Genomic DNA, 14,941 nt, shown 5'->3' with positions numbered 1-14,941 from the left:
GGTGATTTCAGGGTTAGAAACGCCCTGTTTTGCCAAATAAAATTCTGATATAGGACCATTTAATAAATTAGTATCTATATATCAAGTAGTTATATACATTAGCCAACTAATAATTATACCTATAGTAAGCTTCCTTATAATCTTTGCTCATATCGGCAAAACGGGCGGAAACGGTTTTTAAAAACGCCTCGTCGAGTATTTCAAAAACGCTGTTTACGCCTTCGGTCAGGTCCATCTCAGGGATCTTGTAACTTTGCTCAAAGCTGCCTTTCTCTATCTTCACGATGAACTTCTGGTTCATGTTAAGGATAGAGATCTTAAATTCGGGGTGGGGTAGTTCTGCTATTATTCTCATGTTGAATTAATGATAATTGATAAAATTTAAATGTCGAATATCGAACGCCCAATTTCATAATAATGAAGTTTTAACCTTCGGGATTCGGCGTTCGAAATTCATCATTCGATATTAAACTTCTTCATCAACGGGTCCTTTCCATTAATGGTACCACTGCTTTCGATAATGGCAAAACGCGCGAAAAGCTCCTCGCTGTACCAGCCTTCGCTGCGTGTTTTTTTGATCACCTCGGCATGTTGTTTACTGCCGTAGGCGAAAGCCTTCATGTGCTCCATGCTTTCCCAAACTGAGAAGGTTGCCTGCCGGTAAACCGGCGCTTCGCCCACGCCGATGGAGGTGATATAGCCGGGTGCTGTGGCCATTAACCCGGCAACCTCGTCTACGTGGCTCCAGAAGTTTTTAAGCCTGCTCATTTTGATAGTAGCCCGGGTAAGTACCGCCATGGGGCCATCTGCTATTTTCAGATCCGGCTTGCCGAAAGGTTCTCGGCCATCCCATTTGCCGTGGCTTTGCATAGGCTGGCAAAGTACTGTCCATTGTTCGCTGCCCAATAGCTTCCACCATTTGCTTACGACGGAGGTTTGTTGAAACCGCTCATAATCCTCGCGATTTTCCCAAACGGCCAGCAGGCCCCATTGCTGCCAGTCGGGCTGCAGGTCGAAAGTGCCGTTGCGGCCACTGCCCAGCAGTTTCCAAAAGGTACAACCCTGCTGCAGCCACATAGGCAGGCGGTGCAGAGCCATGGCCAGTAAGGCGAAAGGTACGAGCGCTTTGCGGTAGCGTATAATGGTGAGGCTAACGATCATCTACTGCGAAATAAAATATTAAATATGATATTCGGCTTATTTAGTTTTACACGTTCATCACTACTTTTACACCATGGCAGAAGACCTCAAAATAACTACGTCCGCAGATAAGGCCGAACAATATACCTCGCTCATCCCACAAATTGAAGCCCTGATTTTTGGCGAACCCGAACTGGTGGCCAACCTGGCCAACGTTTGCGCCGCGCTAAAAGAGCAGTTTAAATGGTTTTGGGTAGGCTTTTACCTGGTGAAGGATAATGAACTGGTACTGGGTCCGTTCCAGGGGCCGGTTGCCTGTACCAGGATAGGCTTGGGTAAAGGTGTTTGCGGCGCGGCATGGCAGCAGGCGCAAACGCTTGTCGTTCCTGATGTGGAAGAATTCCCCGGGCATATTGCCTGCAGCTCTTTATCCCGCTCGGAAATTGTGCTGCCTTTGTTTCATAATGGGGAGGTAGTAGGGGTGCTGGATGTAGACAGTTCCGAACTGGCCGAGTTTGACGAAACCGATGCAAAGTATTTAGCCGAAATAGTAAAGCTCATCAAATTTTAATGACTAAGGTTTTCCTGATCCCCGGCCTGGGTGCCGATACCCGGCTGTATAAGAACATTATTTTGCCGGCAGGGTTTGAGCGCATACCGGCGGATTGGATAGCGCCAGATGCCGCTGATACTTTAACCACTTACGCGCAAAAGCTTGTAAAACAATACAATATACAACCCGGCGATATTGCCATTGGCGATTCACTTGGCGGCATGATCGCTGTCGAAATAGCTAAGCAGGTGAAGTTGCAAAAGGTGATCCTGATATCAAGCATCAAAACGGCCGACGAGGCGCCGTGGTATTTTAGACTATTTCAGCGGGTGCCGGTTTATAAACCTATCCCGGCCAGCATCATGACTAAAGTTGGCTTTATGGTGAAACCGGTATTTGGCGGTATGGCACCCGAAGACCTGGCGACGTTTCAAAGTATGCTTACAAATTCGTCGCCGGTGTTTTTAAAATGGGCCATGCACGCGGTGTTGTATTTCAATAATTTGGAGCCGGTTGCCAACCTGTACCACATCATCGGCGATAAAGACCAGGTGTTCCCCTGGAAAAAGATCAAAAACCCTACAGCCATTATCAAAGGTGGCACGCATATTATGGTGTTCGACAGGGCAGATGAGATCAATAAATTATTGGCCGATATCCTGTTGCAGCCATGAAATTACCCGAAGAATATTACCTGAGCAGTGATGTGGTAGCGCTCAGTCGCGACCTGATAGGCAAATACCTGTTCACCTGTATAGATGGTGAAACTACCGGTGGTTATATTGTTGAAACAGAAGCCTATAATGGCATTATCGACAAAGCCTCCCATTCCTATGGCAACCGTATAACGCCGCGCACCAAAACCATGTTCGAGCAGGGCGGTATAGCTTATGTTTACCTTTGCTACGGCATCCACGAGATGTTTAATATCGTAACTTCCGTTGCCGGGCAACCACATGCTATCCTTATCCGGGCCATTGTGCCAACGGATGGAATCGACATCATCATGTATCGCCGCAATATGGAAACGCTAAAACCCAACATCACCAAAGGGCCCGGCTCAGTGGCAAAAGCGCTGGGCATCTCTCGCAAAATAAATGCTATTAGTTTGCAAAGCGATACCATTTGGGTGGAAGACAGGGGACTAAGTTTCCCGGATGCCGAAGTGGTTGCAGGTCCCCGTATTGGCGTGGACTATGCCGGCGACGATGCATTGCTGCCATACCGCTTTTATGTAAAGGGAAATATTTTTGTAAGCAAGCCCAACAAATAATCCGGCACTTTGTTATTGCCTCATCTAATAACTGTATCGAGATGAGCGAGCAATCAAAAACCGAAAGCCTGAAATATTTTCGCGATGAGATCAACGAAGTGAAGACCGCGATGCTGACCACCTATAACTCCGAAAAGGGATTCAGCAGCAGGCCAATGGGTACAGCCGACGTGGATGCAGATGGCAACATCTGGTTCTTCACCAATGAATATTCTGCAAAGGCCAGCGAAATTTCGGTGGAAAATACCATATCCCTAACTTATTCCGACCCGAAGAACCATACCTATCTCAGTATCATCGGCGAGGCCGATTTTGTTGACGATAAAGCAAAAATGAAAGAACTCTGGAACCCATTTGTAAAGGCCTTCTTCCCCGAAGGCTTGGATGATCCTAAACTTACCCTGCTCAAAATTACCCCAACAGATGCCGAATATTGGGATAGTAACAGCAGTAGCATGGTGGTGCTTTTTAATGTACTTAAAGCTACTGTAACCGGCCAGCGCTTTGATGGCGGAAAGCATGGGAAAATAGCGCTATGACCACGAATTTAACCTCTCTCTTACCACTATGTCATCCCTAACGAGCGTAGTGATTTGCGCGCAGGGGCGAGGAGGGAACTTGTTGGATATGCACAGTTTCGCACATGTATGACTAACAAGATTTCTCACCCGCCAGTGCCCATTTCCCGCGCTTCAGGGTTCGAAATGACAAGTTTGATGATTTTCAATTCTTTAAATTCTACCCATACCTGAAATTCGTATCCATCTTTTCCTTATTATTGGCTGATGATTTTTCAACCCACTTTAGATTTCGCTTTACAGCAGGATGAGCAGGACGAACTAAAGCAATTTCGCGGCGAATTCCTTATTCCCAAACATCATGGGCAGGATGCCATATACCTTTGCGGTAATTCATTGGGGCTGCAGCCCCGCTCTGCTAAGCAGTATATTCAGCAGCAACTAAACGCCTGGGAGGATAACGCCGTGGAAGGCTGGTTTATGGGTGAGGACCCTTGGCTAAGCTATCATAAGCAACTGATACCAACCCTGGCCGGTATTTTAGGTGCCAAAACCGCCGAGGTTACCATCATGAATTCGCTTACAGTGAACCTTCACCTTTTGATGGTAAGTTTCTATAAACCAACCAGTAAACGTTATAAAATATTGATGGAGGCTGGTGCATTCCCGTCAGATCAGTACGCGGTAGAAAGCCAGGTAAAGTTTCATGGGTTTGAACCCGCCGATGCGGTGGTTGAAGTAAAACCGCGCGATGGTGAAGTAACTTTGCGTACCGAAGATATCCTGCAACAGATAAAAGATAACGCAGATGAACTGTCACTGGTGATGTTCAGCGGGATAAATTATTACACCGGACAATTCTTCAATTTGGAAGCCATTGCCAAAGCGGCCCATCAGGCCGGCGCTTACGTAGGGTTCGATCTTGCACATGCCGCGGGCAATGTCCCCGTAAAACTGCACGATTGGGATGCCGATTTTGCGTGCTGGTGTTCCTACAAATACATGAACTCGGGCCCGGGCGGTATCAGCGGCGCCTTTGTACACGAGAAACATTTTAATAATACCACGCTCGATAGGTTTGCAGGCTGGTGGGGCTACCGTCACGACAAACGCTTTTTGATGGCGCCCGGCTTTCAGCCAGAAGTTGGCGCAGAGGGCTGGAACGTGAGCACAGCGCCGATTTTATTACTTGCCCTGCACAAAGCCTCGCTGGATATTTTTGAACGCGCAGGCGGGCTGAAAAAGCTTCGTGCTAAAAGCGAAAAGCTTACAGCATACTTTGAATTTTTAATAAACGGCATTAATCAAAGCGCGGGCGATGATGTTTATCGCATCATCACACCGGGTAACGCTGCGGAGCGCGGCTGCCAGCTTTCGGTGGTTTGTAAAAATAATGCCCGGGCAATATTCAATTACCTTGCCGACAATGGTGTTATAGGCGATTGGCGGGAGCCGGATGTGATCCGCCTAAGCGCCGTACCGCTTTATAATACCTTCGCCGATGTTTATAATGCCTCAGAATACCTTTTTAAAGCCCTTACAACTGTTAAATAATACAAAATGATATACTATAACCCCAGACAGTGGTTCTCGCTTATATTCCGTTTTAGCAGGGCCGACACGCTGCGCGAGCTTTTCCCGCTGATGACCTGCGTAAGTATTTACGCAGGTGTCGTTACATTCTTCCTCATCGACTTTTTTCATTTCCCCGAAACAACTATTCTCAAAAAGATAATTTACATTCATCAAACCATCGGGTTTGTGTTTTCGTTATTGCTGGCCTTCCGTATCAATTCCGCATACGACCGCTGGTGGGAAGGGCGCAAGATCTGGGGCAGCCTTACCAACAATAGCCGTAACCTGGCCATCAAGCTCAGGCACCTAATCAGCGAAAAAGAGTTCGCGTTCTTCAGCTATACCATCCCGCTATATGCCCGTAGCCTACGCGACCATCTGCGTGATACATACTCGGGCGAGGAGCAAAACTTTGTAGCCATCAATCCGCACAAGCATGTGCCTAACCAGGTCGCATCCGAAATTATTAAACAGGTTTACCGGCTGAATAAAGAAGGACAAATAAACCCGGAGCAATTGGTGAGTATAACTGCCGAAATTACTTCATTTACAGATATTTGTGGCGCCTGTGAGCGCATTAAAAAAACACCGATACCGTTCTCTTACAGTGTGTTCATCAAAAAGTTTATCTTCACTTACATCATGACCTTGCCCTTCACCTGGGCTTTCGATCTTAAATATTTCATCATGCCTATCATCGGGTTTATCCTGTTTGTCTTCGCGAGTATCGAGTTGATAGCGGAAGAAATTGAGGACCCGTTCGGTTACGATGCCAACGATCTGCCGGTAGATAACATCTGCGAAAACATTGAGAAACATGTAGGTGAAATATTTGCTGCATAAACGGGGCATGCTCAAAATAGCTTACGATCCTATTTACGCGCACCCGTTACCGGCTGGGCACCGGTTTCCGATGCTGAAGTATGAGCTGATCCCCGCGCAATTAATACACGAGGGGACGATAACGGAGGCCAACCTGTTTTCGCCAACTGAACTGGATGAAGCAACCCTTTTGCTTACACATGATAAAGCTTATTGGGAACAACTCCGCGACCTCACCCTGCCGCCAAAGGAGCAACGCCGTACTGGCTTCCCGCTTTCGGCGCAGTTGGTAGAGCGCGAGATCCGCATAGCTAAAGGAACAGTGGATGGCTCCCACTATGCTTTGGAGCATAGCATTGCCTTTAACGTAGCCGGCGGAACCCATCATGCCGGCAGAAACTGGGGCGAAGGCTTTTGTATGCTGAACGACCAGGCGATTGCTGCTAATTATTTATTGGATAAAGGTTTAGCCAAGTCCATCTTAATAGTTGATTTAGATGTGCACCAGGGCAACGGCACCGCGCAGATCTTTGAGCATGAGGAACGGGTGTTCACCTTTTCGATGCATGGGGATAAGAACTTCCCGTTCAGGAAGGAGAGATCTGACCATGATATTCCTTTGGATGATGGGATTGGGGATGAGGAATACCTCGCTCTTTTAAAAAGCACCCTGCCGAAATTGATAGAAAAGATCAGGCCGGATTTCATCTTTTATTTATCTGGCGTAGATATTTTGGCATCGGATAAATTAGGGAAATTGTCGGTTAGCAGGGAGGGCTGCAAGGAGCGCGACCGTTTTGTGCTGGAACAATGCAAGCGCCGGGGCATTCCTGTTCAGGTGAGCATGGGCGGCGGCTACTCGCCGGATATAAAAGACATTGTGGAAGCGCATTGCAATACCTTCCGCATGGCCAATGAGCTTTACTTTTAATCTACTATCACTTTCAGCTTGTTTCTTTTGCTGATAGTTTGAAAACGGAGAAAGAGCATGATGGATGCCGATATTAAACCGCAAACCAATCCGTACCACACACCAAGTACACCTAAATCCAGGTAGATGCCCAGCAGGTACCCGATAGGCAAGCCGATAACCCAGTAGGACACGAAAGTAATAATGGTAGGGATATTTACATCACCTATACCGCGAAGTACACCTAAGCCGACAACCTGTGTTCCGTCGAATAATTGGAAGAAAGCTGCAACGATAAGTAGCTGTGATGCAATGGATAATACTTGTTCATCTGTAGTATAAATATACGGAAGAACGTGATTGAATAACGTAAATATAACTGCCGTGCAACTCATAAACACGATGACGATATGGTAATTGGAGATGGCGGAAAGCCGCAGGTTATGATGATCCCCGGAGCCAAAATAGTTACCGGAGCGGATGGCTGCTGCTGAAGAAATGCCGCTTGCCATCATATAAGTAATGGCTGCCAAACTGATGGCTACCTGGTGCGCCGCCTGAGGAACCGGGCCGATAACGCCGGTAAGAATAGCAGCCGCGCCAAAGGCACTTACCTCAAAAGTATATTGCAAAGCCACCGGAGCACCAATTTTAAGGATCTGTAAGCTGCGGATCCGGTCGACGCTGCGTAACGTAAAATCCTGCAGAAACTTGCGGAAAGTAGGGGAGCGAAGTACATAAATAGCCATTACTATGGCCATCACACAACGGTCTATCAACGTACTTAAACCTACACCGCGAATGCCCATTGGCGTGATGCCGAACATGCCTTTTACAAATATTACCCCCAGGCAAATGTTTAATACGTTACCCCAGATGGATACCATCATAGCCTGTTTGGTAAATCCAAGGCCTTCGGCAAATTGCTTAAAGGTGCTGAATACCATTAATGGGATAATTGACAAACTCAGTAAAAACAGGAAAGGCTTGGCTTGTTCCACCACAGCGGGCGACTGGTGCAATTGATCGATAAATGCCAGTACACCAAAATAGATAGTGCAAAACAAAACAATGCCGGTAATAACATTGAGCAATAAACTGTTGGAAAGTAGCTTACTGCACTCTTTATAATCGCCACGGCCATGGTTTTGGGCAATGAGCGGGGTAACCCCATAGCTGATACCGATACCTACTACCAATGGCACCAAAAACAAACTGCTTACTAATGATACGGCGGCCAGCGAGGTTGTTCCCGCGAAATGCCCCACAATAACCGAATCGGACACCTGCACCAGGGTATGCCCAAGCTGCGATATCACAACGGGGATAGCCAGTTTCAGGCTATCGGTGTAATAGGGTTTGTATTTTTGATAGATGGCTTTCATTATTTAAGGCTGGCAAAAATAATGATAATGTTGAAAGGGGAGGTGCCTATTTAAACTACCGGGCACGAAATTGACATAGGGTAAGAGTGGTCTCTCAATTCACAGCTCACCGCTCATCAATTACGATGCGGTATAAAATTCCTCCTTCTCGGTTGTGTGCACGCGAATAACGCCGGTAAGCACCAGGCTCACCAAAATACGTTGCGCCCGGCGGCGGCCTATGTTCAGCAAGTCGCAAAATTGTTTGATGTTGATGCGTTCGGTTTTATCAAGGTGCTCCAACAGGGCTTTTTCTTTGGAGGAATATTCTATCAGTACGCCCTCGTTGCTGGCGGATTGTTTGAGCACATCCACCACAATTTTGCTCGCCAGTACGCTTTTATCTTTTACGCGGATATACACCCACCATTTGCCATCTTCGGCAAGCGAATAATGTGGTTTCTCGGTACTCTCGGGGATATCAACCACCAGTACCAATTTATCGTCCCAGTAAATTTCTTCAAATATGGGCTCCAGCGCGGGGCGCGTATAAAAGTGGGCCGCCTTGGTGATCATGTAACGCTCTTCGTCTTCGGATTTCACGCCTTTTATGGTACCATCATCCAGCACGCCGATGAGCAGCCTGCCGCCCACGTTATTGGCGAAGGATACCATGGTTTTGGCTATCTTTTCGCAGCTGGTAATGGTTTTCTTAAAATCAAGCGATACGCCTTCCCCTTCAAAGATCTGTCTTTTTAAATTCATGTCAAGGTTTTTAATCCGCTTTGTAAGGCGTATGTATCTGCATCCAGTTTTCCGGATTATTTATCGGGCCGAACCCAAACTGGCTGTAAAGCCCCTGCGCATCGGCCGTTGCTAAGCTCCATCTGCGCAGCCCCTGCAACCCGGGGTGTGCCAGTATAGTTTGCATCATCCATTTCGACAAACCGATTCCCCGATGCGTATCCAGCACGTAAACATCGCATAAGTAGGCAAACGTTGCCTTATCAGTAATGATGCGCGCCAGCCCAACCTGTGCACCATTGTAGTACAATCCAAAGCACATGGAGTTTTCCAGTGCTATCCTTAACTTTTCAACGGGCATACCCTTTGCCCAATAGGTTGTAGTAAGATAGCCATATATCGCGTCAAAATCAAGTTTTGCTTTATCTAAAGAGATCTCGTAGCCCTTTTTCAGGAAGGCGGCGTCGTTCATAAAAACAGCCATGGCGTTATATTAATGTTTTAGGCAAGTCGAGGTCGCGCACGTATACTTCGTTCATCAGCGAGGCGCAAACTTCTCCGGCCTGGTTATAAATATCTATCGGGAACAGTTTTTCGTATTTCCCGGTTACTATTAACGTTTCTTTAGCGTCGGCAATATCGGCTTCGCTTAATTTCACCTCAAAAAACAGGTTGCTGATGGCTGGTTTTAAAAAATCAATTTTAGCTGATTTAGACCATACCGCCAAACGCCGTTTGCCATCTGAGTTTAATATTTGATGAAAAAGTATGGGGTAAAATGGGTCGGCTGCGGCAAATATTGTCCCGCCGAAAATGGAGCCATTATAGTTTTTGTTGAGCAGGCTTTTACGCACCTTTACCCGTACGCCTGTAAAACCTTTGTCGAAACCTACCACCCAGATGCGTTGAAAGAGGAGAGGAGGGTAGAAGCGCATTACCCATTTCAACGTATTTTCTGATACTACCATCACCGTTAAATATCAGGAAAATATTGGGCAAAACGCTGGTTTTATCACAAGAATGTTACTATTTATGGTGCGGAGTTTATACAACTTAAAGGAATTAATTAAAACAACTTGTGTAACAAGGGGTTTAATTAACAGTAAATATTAATAACGTCACTCAAAACTCATATCAATTATGAAAAAGCAAATTTTAAGTTTCGCGTTAGTCGCGACAATGATCGGCGCTATCGCCGCAGGTTGCAGTTCAACAAAAGATACCAGCTCAGGGTCTGACAGCACCAAAACAGATTCTACAGCTGTGATGAGCACACCAACACCTACAACCGATACCGCCAAAACCGACACAGCGAAAAGAGACACCACTAAAAAGGTTCCTCAATAATAGCCGGTTATATAAAGGTTAAAAGGGAGTAGAAAAATCATTTTCTACTCCCTTTTTTGTTACGTCGAAAGTAATTAAAGGGCTACTTTTTCATTGGCTTCCCATTACGATGAAGACCTTAACCAAGAAAAAAATAGCTTTTACATTATTATTGAGGGACCGTACAGGTGGGATCCCAATAGTAGTAACCATATAGGTTTTGGGTCTGCCCGTCGTTACCCAGTATGTATAAGGCGAAGAAAACGTAGAAGTTTTCGGTGCCCGATTTTTGCACGGTGGTATCCAGGCTTGTGAAGCTAAGCTGGGCCGGTACGGCCGGCAATCCGTTGGGGGTGGTTACATTTGGCATTACGGCCCTGTTCCTTTGAACCAGGTTAGGCGTAAATTGGTTAAATACGTTGTCGCCACTCCAATATTGGATGCCGTAAATAATCACCGCGTCATCAGAATTCTGATAGATAGAAGTGCCACGGAATCTCACCCTGTCGCCGGGGAAAGCCCTGAAATTAAGGTCGGCCGTTCCCTGGCCGCTGATAACGCCACGCGGATCGTAGGCGATCATAAACTGGCTGTTGTGATCAATTCCCGTAGGGTGGGCCGGGTCTTGGCTTGGGTTAGGGAAATGTGATTTGATATACTCGGTGTCGATAACGATGAGTACATCGATGTCCTGCGCTGAAGACATTGCAGATGCTGCTGTCATAATAATAAGGTTATAAAGGTGCTTACTCTTGGATCAGATTTTCGGCTTACTCTGTATTGTTGTAACAAAGATATTGCCTATAAAGCAATACAAAAGGGCGGATAAACCCTTTCGATTGCACTTTTATAGCTTTTAGGAATATTTTTAAATTATAGAATATGCATCGCAAACATCCTTATACCAATATAGCGACATCGTAATCATTAATAATCAATTTGTTATGATAGTCTACTGTTATTATCACTTTATCAGCGACATTTTACCGCCAATTACTAAGGCGTTGAGAATTATTCATCAATTTTAATTATTACTTAAGCAAGGGAGAGGGGTGGACCGGAAGAGGAATAGGTGGCAAAAGCATTGCTGACAGCGTTCCTGCTAAAAAATGGTGCACATGAAAAGGGGTTATATGCCTTTTTGGGAGAGGCATTATAGCTTATATAAGAAGTACGAAAGCAATAAATGGGTTTGCGTATAAGTTTTCGTAATGCGGTATTGATAGCGCCCGGAAAATTTCCGGGCACTATTTGTTGATGTAACTTAGAAAGCGGTTTTAATTACGCCGCCGTCAACTCGTAAGGTAGCGCCATTTGTAGCCGCCGCAAGCGGACTGGCGATATAAGCCACCATATTGGCAATTTCTTCTGTGGTTATAAAGCGTTTTAATAGCGACGTACCACGCATACTGGTGAAAAATTCTTTTTCCATCTCCGCATCAGTAAAGCCTTGTTCTTTAGCTACGGCTTTAATAAACTCGCTGGCACCTTCAGATGCAGTTGGACCGGGCAGCACCGTGTTTACCGTTACGCCGGTGTTTGCCGTAAGTTCGGCCAGGCCGCGGGCTACCGATATCTGGGCGGTTTTTGTTACGCCGTAATGGATCATTTCCGCCGGGATCTGCACACCTGATTCGCTGGAAATAAAGATAATGCGGCCCCAGTTCTTCGCAAGCATTTTATCAAAATATGCCCTTGATAAGCGTACGCCGCTCATTACGTTCACCTCAAAAAATTTAAACCATTCTTCATCCGGGATGCTTTTAAATTCTTTAGGATCGAATATGCCAATGTTGTTTACCAGGATATCAACCTCGGGCAATTCCTTTATCAGGTTGTTTATCTGGGCAACATCTGCAAAATCAGCCGCAATGCCTTTGATGTTTGGATTGCCCGTTTCCGCGATTATTTTGTCGACTGTGGCAGTTACACGATCAACACCACGGCCATTTACAATTACATGTGCGCCTTCGGCTGCCAACAATTTTGCTATAGCGTAACCAATGCCCGCAGTTGAACCAGTTACCAGCGCTATTTTATTTTTTATTTTAAGATCCATTGTTATGTGTTTTATTAATAAACAAGTTTAGAAAATTCTCTTTGTAAACGCATCGTATTAAGTTATTTATGTTGCAGGATTGACAGTGCAACGCTTAGATGACAGAACAATAATAATAATTTCTCATAATTAACATTATGTTAAGTAATAATTTAATTAAGTCCGTAAATCTGTAATAAACAAAAAACGCCACCTCTTCCGAGATGGCGTTTGATATGCTTTGAAATAAACTGCCTTATTCTTTAGCAGCGTCCATCAGCTTGGTATATTTATCAACGCTTGGCTGATCTTTTTTACCGCGGTAATAAGTTATCAGGTTAGCCAGCGCATCTCTCGATCCTGGTTTCAACTCCACAGCTTTTTGCAGAAATGGTTTTGCTGCATCAAACTGCGTAGCCGATTTTGCCATTAACGCATCATATTGTTTTTGCGCGGTTGCAGTAGCTGGTAAGTTATTAGCCGTGTTAAAGGATTCGATAGCTGGTGAAAGCAAAATGTAACCAAGATTTAAGTTCGCTTCAAAATAGTTAGGATCTATCTCCAATGCTTTTTTGTACATCTCTCCGGCTTTATCGTAGTTCTCGGTCTTTTTTGCTTTTAGCGCAGCTTTACCCGGAGCATCTTTAGTGGTCTTTACCTTTTCTGCAGCTGCATCGCCTGTTTGCGAATACACTAAACCAGCATAGTAGTAAAGCGCTTTATTTTTAGGATCGTTAGCTATAGCTGTAGTAATTTTAGATAAAACCTCTTGCGATTTGCCTGTTTGCAAAGCAATCTCGATCTCTTTTTTTCGCAGGGTTGAACTGTTTGGGTATTTAACTAAGCCTTCGCCTAAGGATTTTAACGCACCGGCGGTATCTTTACTTACAAGATACATGCCCGACAACTCATCATAGATCCGCTCGCCCGCAGAGTATTTGGTGGTTACCAGTTTGCTGTAATTTGCAATTGCAGCAGGGTAATTTTTTGAGTTATAAGCTGCAAGGCCGGTGTAGAATATCGCGGTGGTATCCTCAGGCAAAACACTACGATAATAATCAAAAGCTTTGTAAGCTACATCGTATTTGGCGCTTTGATAAGCCTTCACCCCTGCCGTTAATTGGTATTGCGCAAGGCTAAGATTGGCATCATCAATTAATTTTTTGTTCTCGCCTTTTGCGTCAGTTTCTTTGGCTTTTTTTAACGCTTCTTCAGCTGTGGCAAATAATGGTGCCGAGGTAGCTGCTACTGTGTCCATAATGGCAAGGCTTCCGTAAATTGCACCTTTAAGCGCGTACGTTTGCGGCAAGGTGCTGGTTTTTGCATCGGCTGCCGCTTTGTCTATCGATGTTTTGGCATTGGCAAGGCTGGTTACAGCCAATTGGCCCTGCCTTATGGTTTGATATTTTTCAAACTCGGTTTGCGCGTTGCTCAGCTCCTTTTTTTGTGCAAACGTTGTTGCAGAAGCAAAGGCCAGTAGGCCAGCCATTAAAAATTTAATTTTCATTTTAAATAGTTTTTGTATTTAAGTGTATGAACCTGCGGCCTCGGGGGGCGGCTATTCATGTTTAGTTGGTTACTTGCTGTAATCTGTTGTTCACCCTATCCAGTTGGGTTTGGTTGCCTGTTTTTTTGTAAGCCAGTTGTAAAAGCGCCAAACAGTTTTTATCACGCGGCGCCATTTCGTTGGCTTTTTCCAGCCATAGGATGGCACTTGTAATGTATTTACCATCGTTATCTTTTAGCGCGCTCTTTTTAAAATAAAGTAAACCGAGATTAAATACCGGTTCGTAAGCCGCACCATTAAGTTCAATGGCTCTAAGATATAAAGATTCTGCTTTATCGTACTGATTTAAATTATCGTAGCAATTTGCAGCTACAAAAGTAATATCAGCATTGTTTGCATTATTGTCTATCAAAGCCCCTATCAGTGGTTCTAACGATTTATAGTCCTTTTTGTTATTATAAATATTGGCCTCATCCTGCAGCAACTGCTTATCGGTCGGCAAAATCTTACGTGCCCGCTTTAAAATTTGCAGCGCCCTGGCTGTATCTCCAATTGATTTGTAGATGGATGATGCTGTTTGAAAATACTCCAGCTTAGTACTGTCGGTAGCTATTAAATTGCTGTAGTTTTTGGCGGCTTCCTGCAAATTGCCCTGTTTATTATTGGCATAAGCCATGTAGGCGTTTACCGGTTTAAAAGAAGGCGCGTAGGTTTTTGCTTTTTGAAAAGCAGCAGAAGCCTTGGCAAAATCGTTATTGGTGGTAGCTGCAAAACCTTTGCGGATATAAGCATTTGTAAGGCAGCGTCTGGAGTAATCAAGTTCAGGCTGAAACTTATAGGCCTTTTGCCTGGCGGAGAGTTTATCAAGTAAGGCGGATGTTTGATCGATAAACGTCTCGGGCTGGTTCATCTTGTTTAAAGTATCCGTGTTGAGGATACTCGAATAAACAATGAGGCGGTAAACGTTCTTTGTGAGGTCGCTTGAATCTGACTTGGTGACAATTAAGCTATCGGCTGATTTTTTTGCCCGGGCAAGGTATGCCAGGTCGTTTTTTTGCTTATAAAAAGCAAGGTTGTTTACCACTGCCTTTAGCGCTTCTGACTGTGCAGAAACTAAAGATGTAGTAAACAACCCTAAAACCAGTAATATTATCTTACGGTTATGCTGCAT

Annotated in this window: 18 protein-coding genes; 8 read left to right on the top strand and 10 right to left on the bottom strand. The window is 45.0% G+C overall.

What is annotated here, in order from left to right; genetic code table 11:
- Positions 1–106 precede the first annotated feature (106 nt).
- Both IDJ77_RS19190 and IDJ77_RS19185 read right to left on the bottom strand, forming a co-directional pair.
- Positions 107–355, bottom strand: a complete 249-nt coding sequence (locus IDJ77_RS19190; protein ID WP_191190606.1) for a hypothetical protein — start codon at positions 353–355, stop codon at positions 107–109.
- Positions 356–456: 101 nt separating this feature from the next.
- Entirely contained in the window at positions 457–1,161 is a 705-nt protein-coding gene (locus IDJ77_RS19185) for a DUF3291 domain-containing protein (RefSeq protein ID WP_191190605.1), read from the bottom strand.
- Between the two features lie 73 nt (positions 1,162–1,234).
- Between IDJ77_RS19185 and IDJ77_RS19180 the strand changes: the two genes are divergently transcribed.
- From IDJ77_RS19180 to IDJ77_RS19150, 7 genes are all read left to right on the top strand, one after another.
- Entirely contained in the window at positions 1,235–1,711 is a 477-nt protein-coding gene (locus IDJ77_RS19180) for a GAF domain-containing protein (RefSeq protein ID WP_191190604.1), read from the top strand.
- A complete protein-coding gene (locus IDJ77_RS19175) occupies positions 1,711–2,367 on the top strand; it encodes an alpha/beta fold hydrolase (RefSeq protein ID WP_191190603.1) in 657 nt (218 codons plus the stop codon). Before IDJ77_RS19180 ends, IDJ77_RS19175 begins: the two co-directional genes overlap by 1 nt.
- Complete coding sequence (locus IDJ77_RS19170; RefSeq protein ID WP_191190602.1) at positions 2,364–2,966, top strand: DNA-3-methyladenine glycosylase; 603 nt, start codon at positions 2,364–2,366, stop codon at positions 2,964–2,966. The genes IDJ77_RS19175 and IDJ77_RS19170 overlap by 4 nt, the downstream gene beginning before the upstream one ends.
- A 41-nt stretch (positions 2,967–3,007) precedes the next feature.
- On the top strand, positions 3,008–3,505 hold the full coding sequence (locus IDJ77_RS19165; RefSeq protein ID WP_191190601.1) for a pyridoxamine 5'-phosphate oxidase family protein: 498 nt from the start codon (positions 3,008–3,010) through the stop codon (positions 3,503–3,505).
- A gap of 246 nt (positions 3,506–3,751) precedes the next feature.
- Positions 3,752–5,038, top strand: coding sequence for a kynureninase (kynU, locus tag IDJ77_RS19160; protein ID WP_191190600.1), 1,287 nt, complete (start codon positions 3,752–3,754; stop codon positions 5,036–5,038).
- Between the two features lie 6 nt (positions 5,039–5,044).
- Positions 5,045–5,902, top strand: a complete 858-nt coding sequence (locus tag IDJ77_RS19155) for a bestrophin family protein (protein ID WP_191190599.1) — start codon at positions 5,045–5,047, stop codon at positions 5,900–5,902.
- A gap of 7 nt (positions 5,903–5,909) precedes the next feature.
- A complete protein-coding gene (locus IDJ77_RS19150; RefSeq protein WP_191190598.1) occupies positions 5,910–6,812 on the top strand; it encodes a histone deacetylase family protein in 903 nt (300 codons plus the stop codon).
- Here IDJ77_RS19150 and IDJ77_RS19145 read toward each other — a convergent pair.
- From IDJ77_RS19145 to IDJ77_RS19130, 4 genes are all read right to left on the bottom strand, one after another.
- Positions 6,809–8,176 carry an MATE family efflux transporter gene (locus tag IDJ77_RS19145; protein WP_191190597.1) on the bottom strand — a complete coding sequence of 456 codons (1,368 nt, stop codon included), beginning with the start codon at positions 8,174–8,176 and terminating at the stop codon, positions 6,809–6,811. The two genes, IDJ77_RS19150 and IDJ77_RS19145, sit on opposite strands and share 4 nt — an antisense overlap.
- A gap of 120 nt (positions 8,177–8,296) precedes the next feature.
- A complete protein-coding gene (locus tag IDJ77_RS19140) occupies positions 8,297–8,920 on the bottom strand; it encodes an AlbA family DNA-binding domain-containing protein (protein ID WP_191190596.1) in 624 nt (207 codons plus the stop codon).
- Positions 8,921–8,930: 10 nt separating this feature from the next.
- Positions 8,931–9,383, bottom strand: coding sequence for a GNAT family N-acetyltransferase (locus IDJ77_RS19135; RefSeq protein ID WP_191190595.1), 453 nt, complete (start codon positions 9,381–9,383; stop codon positions 8,931–8,933).
- A gap of 4 nt (positions 9,384–9,387) precedes the next feature.
- Entirely contained in the window at positions 9,388–9,867 is a 480-nt protein-coding gene (locus tag IDJ77_RS19130) for a PaaI family thioesterase (RefSeq protein WP_191190594.1), read from the bottom strand.
- A gap of 172 nt (positions 9,868–10,039) precedes the next feature.
- Here IDJ77_RS19130 and IDJ77_RS19125 point away from each other — a divergent pair, with 172 nt between their 5' ends.
- Positions 10,040–10,246, top strand: a complete 207-nt coding sequence (locus IDJ77_RS19125) for a coproporphyrinogen III oxidase (RefSeq protein WP_191190593.1) — start codon at positions 10,040–10,042, stop codon at positions 10,244–10,246.
- A 148-nt stretch (positions 10,247–10,394) separates the two neighbouring features.
- Here the strand turns inward: IDJ77_RS19125 and IDJ77_RS19120 are convergent, their stop codons facing one another.
- The 4 genes from IDJ77_RS19120 to IDJ77_RS19105 all read right to left on the bottom strand — a co-directional run bounded on the left by IDJ77_RS19120 (position 10,395) and on the right by IDJ77_RS19105 (position 14,941).
- A complete protein-coding gene (locus tag IDJ77_RS19120) occupies positions 10,395–10,949 on the bottom strand; it encodes an inclusion body family protein (RefSeq protein WP_191190592.1) in 555 nt (184 codons plus the stop codon).
- Positions 10,950–11,489: 540 nt separating this feature from the next.
- Positions 11,490–12,284: an SDR family NAD(P)-dependent oxidoreductase gene (locus tag IDJ77_RS19115; RefSeq protein ID WP_191190591.1), complete on the bottom strand. Its 795-nt coding sequence runs from the start codon at positions 12,282–12,284 to the stop codon at positions 11,490–11,492.
- 235 nt (positions 12,285–12,519) lie between these two features.
- On the bottom strand, positions 12,520–13,770 hold the full coding sequence (locus IDJ77_RS19110; RefSeq protein WP_191190590.1) for a tetratricopeptide repeat protein: 1,251 nt from the start codon (positions 13,768–13,770) through the stop codon (positions 12,520–12,522).
- 61 nt (positions 13,771–13,831) lie between these two features.
- Complete coding sequence (locus tag IDJ77_RS19105; protein WP_191190589.1) at positions 13,832–14,941, bottom strand: tetratricopeptide repeat protein; 1,110 nt, start codon at positions 14,939–14,941, stop codon at positions 13,832–13,834.

The sequence above is a fragment of the Mucilaginibacter pankratovii genome, from assembly GCF_014773265.1.
Taxonomy (GTDB): domain Bacteria; phylum Bacteroidota; class Bacteroidia; order Sphingobacteriales; family Sphingobacteriaceae; genus Mucilaginibacter; species Mucilaginibacter pankratovii.
This window is presented reverse-complemented; position numbering and strand designations above follow the sequence as displayed.

Coding starts and splice junctions, on each gene's coding strand:
- IDJ77_RS19190 (WP_191190606.1), bottom strand. CDS start 355: ATGAGAATAATAGCAGAACTACCCCACCCCGAATTTAAGATCTCTATC.
- IDJ77_RS19185 (WP_191190605.1), bottom strand. CDS start 1,161: ATGATCGTTAGCCTCACCATTATACGCTACCGCAAAGCGCTCGTACCT.
- IDJ77_RS19180 (WP_191190604.1), top strand. CDS start 1,235: ATGGCAGAAGACCTCAAAATAACTACGTCCGCAGATAAGGCCGAACAA.
- IDJ77_RS19175 (WP_191190603.1), top strand. CDS start 1,711: ATGACTAAGGTTTTCCTGATCCCCGGCCTGGGTGCCGATACCCGGCTG.
- IDJ77_RS19170 (WP_191190602.1), top strand. CDS start 2,364: ATGAAATTACCCGAAGAATATTACCTGAGCAGTGATGTGGTAGCGCTC.
- IDJ77_RS19165 (WP_191190601.1), top strand. CDS start 3,008: ATGAGCGAGCAATCAAAAACCGAAAGCCTGAAATATTTTCGCGATGAG.
- kynU (WP_191190600.1), top strand. CDS start 3,752: ATGATTTTTCAACCCACTTTAGATTTCGCTTTACAGCAGGATGAGCAG.
- IDJ77_RS19155 (WP_191190599.1), top strand. CDS start 5,045: ATGATATACTATAACCCCAGACAGTGGTTCTCGCTTATATTCCGTTTT.
- IDJ77_RS19150 (WP_191190598.1), top strand. CDS start 5,910: ATGCTCAAAATAGCTTACGATCCTATTTACGCGCACCCGTTACCGGCT.
- IDJ77_RS19145 (WP_191190597.1), bottom strand. CDS start 8,176: ATGAAAGCCATCTATCAAAAATACAAACCCTATTACACCGATAGCCTG.
- IDJ77_RS19140 (WP_191190596.1), bottom strand. CDS start 8,920: ATGAATTTAAAAAGACAGATCTTTGAAGGGGAAGGCGTATCGCTTGAT.
- IDJ77_RS19135 (WP_191190595.1), bottom strand. CDS start 9,383: ATGGCTGTTTTTATGAACGACGCCGCCTTCCTGAAAAAGGGCTACGAG.
- IDJ77_RS19130 (WP_191190594.1), bottom strand. CDS start 9,867: ATGGTAGTATCAGAAAATACGTTGAAATGGGTAATGCGCTTCTACCCT.
- IDJ77_RS19125 (WP_191190593.1), top strand. CDS start 10,040: ATGAAAAAGCAAATTTTAAGTTTCGCGTTAGTCGCGACAATGATCGGC.
- IDJ77_RS19120 (WP_191190592.1), bottom strand. CDS start 10,949: ATGACAGCAGCATCTGCAATGTCTTCAGCGCAGGACATCGATGTACTC.
- IDJ77_RS19115 (WP_191190591.1), bottom strand. CDS start 12,284: ATGGATCTTAAAATAAAAAATAAAATAGCGCTGGTAACTGGTTCAACT.
- IDJ77_RS19110 (WP_191190590.1), bottom strand. CDS start 13,770: ATGAAAATTAAATTTTTAATGGCTGGCCTACTGGCCTTTGCTTCTGCA.
- IDJ77_RS19105 (WP_191190589.1), bottom strand. CDS start 14,941: ATGCAGCATAACCGTAAGATAATATTACTGGTTTTAGGGTTGTTTACT.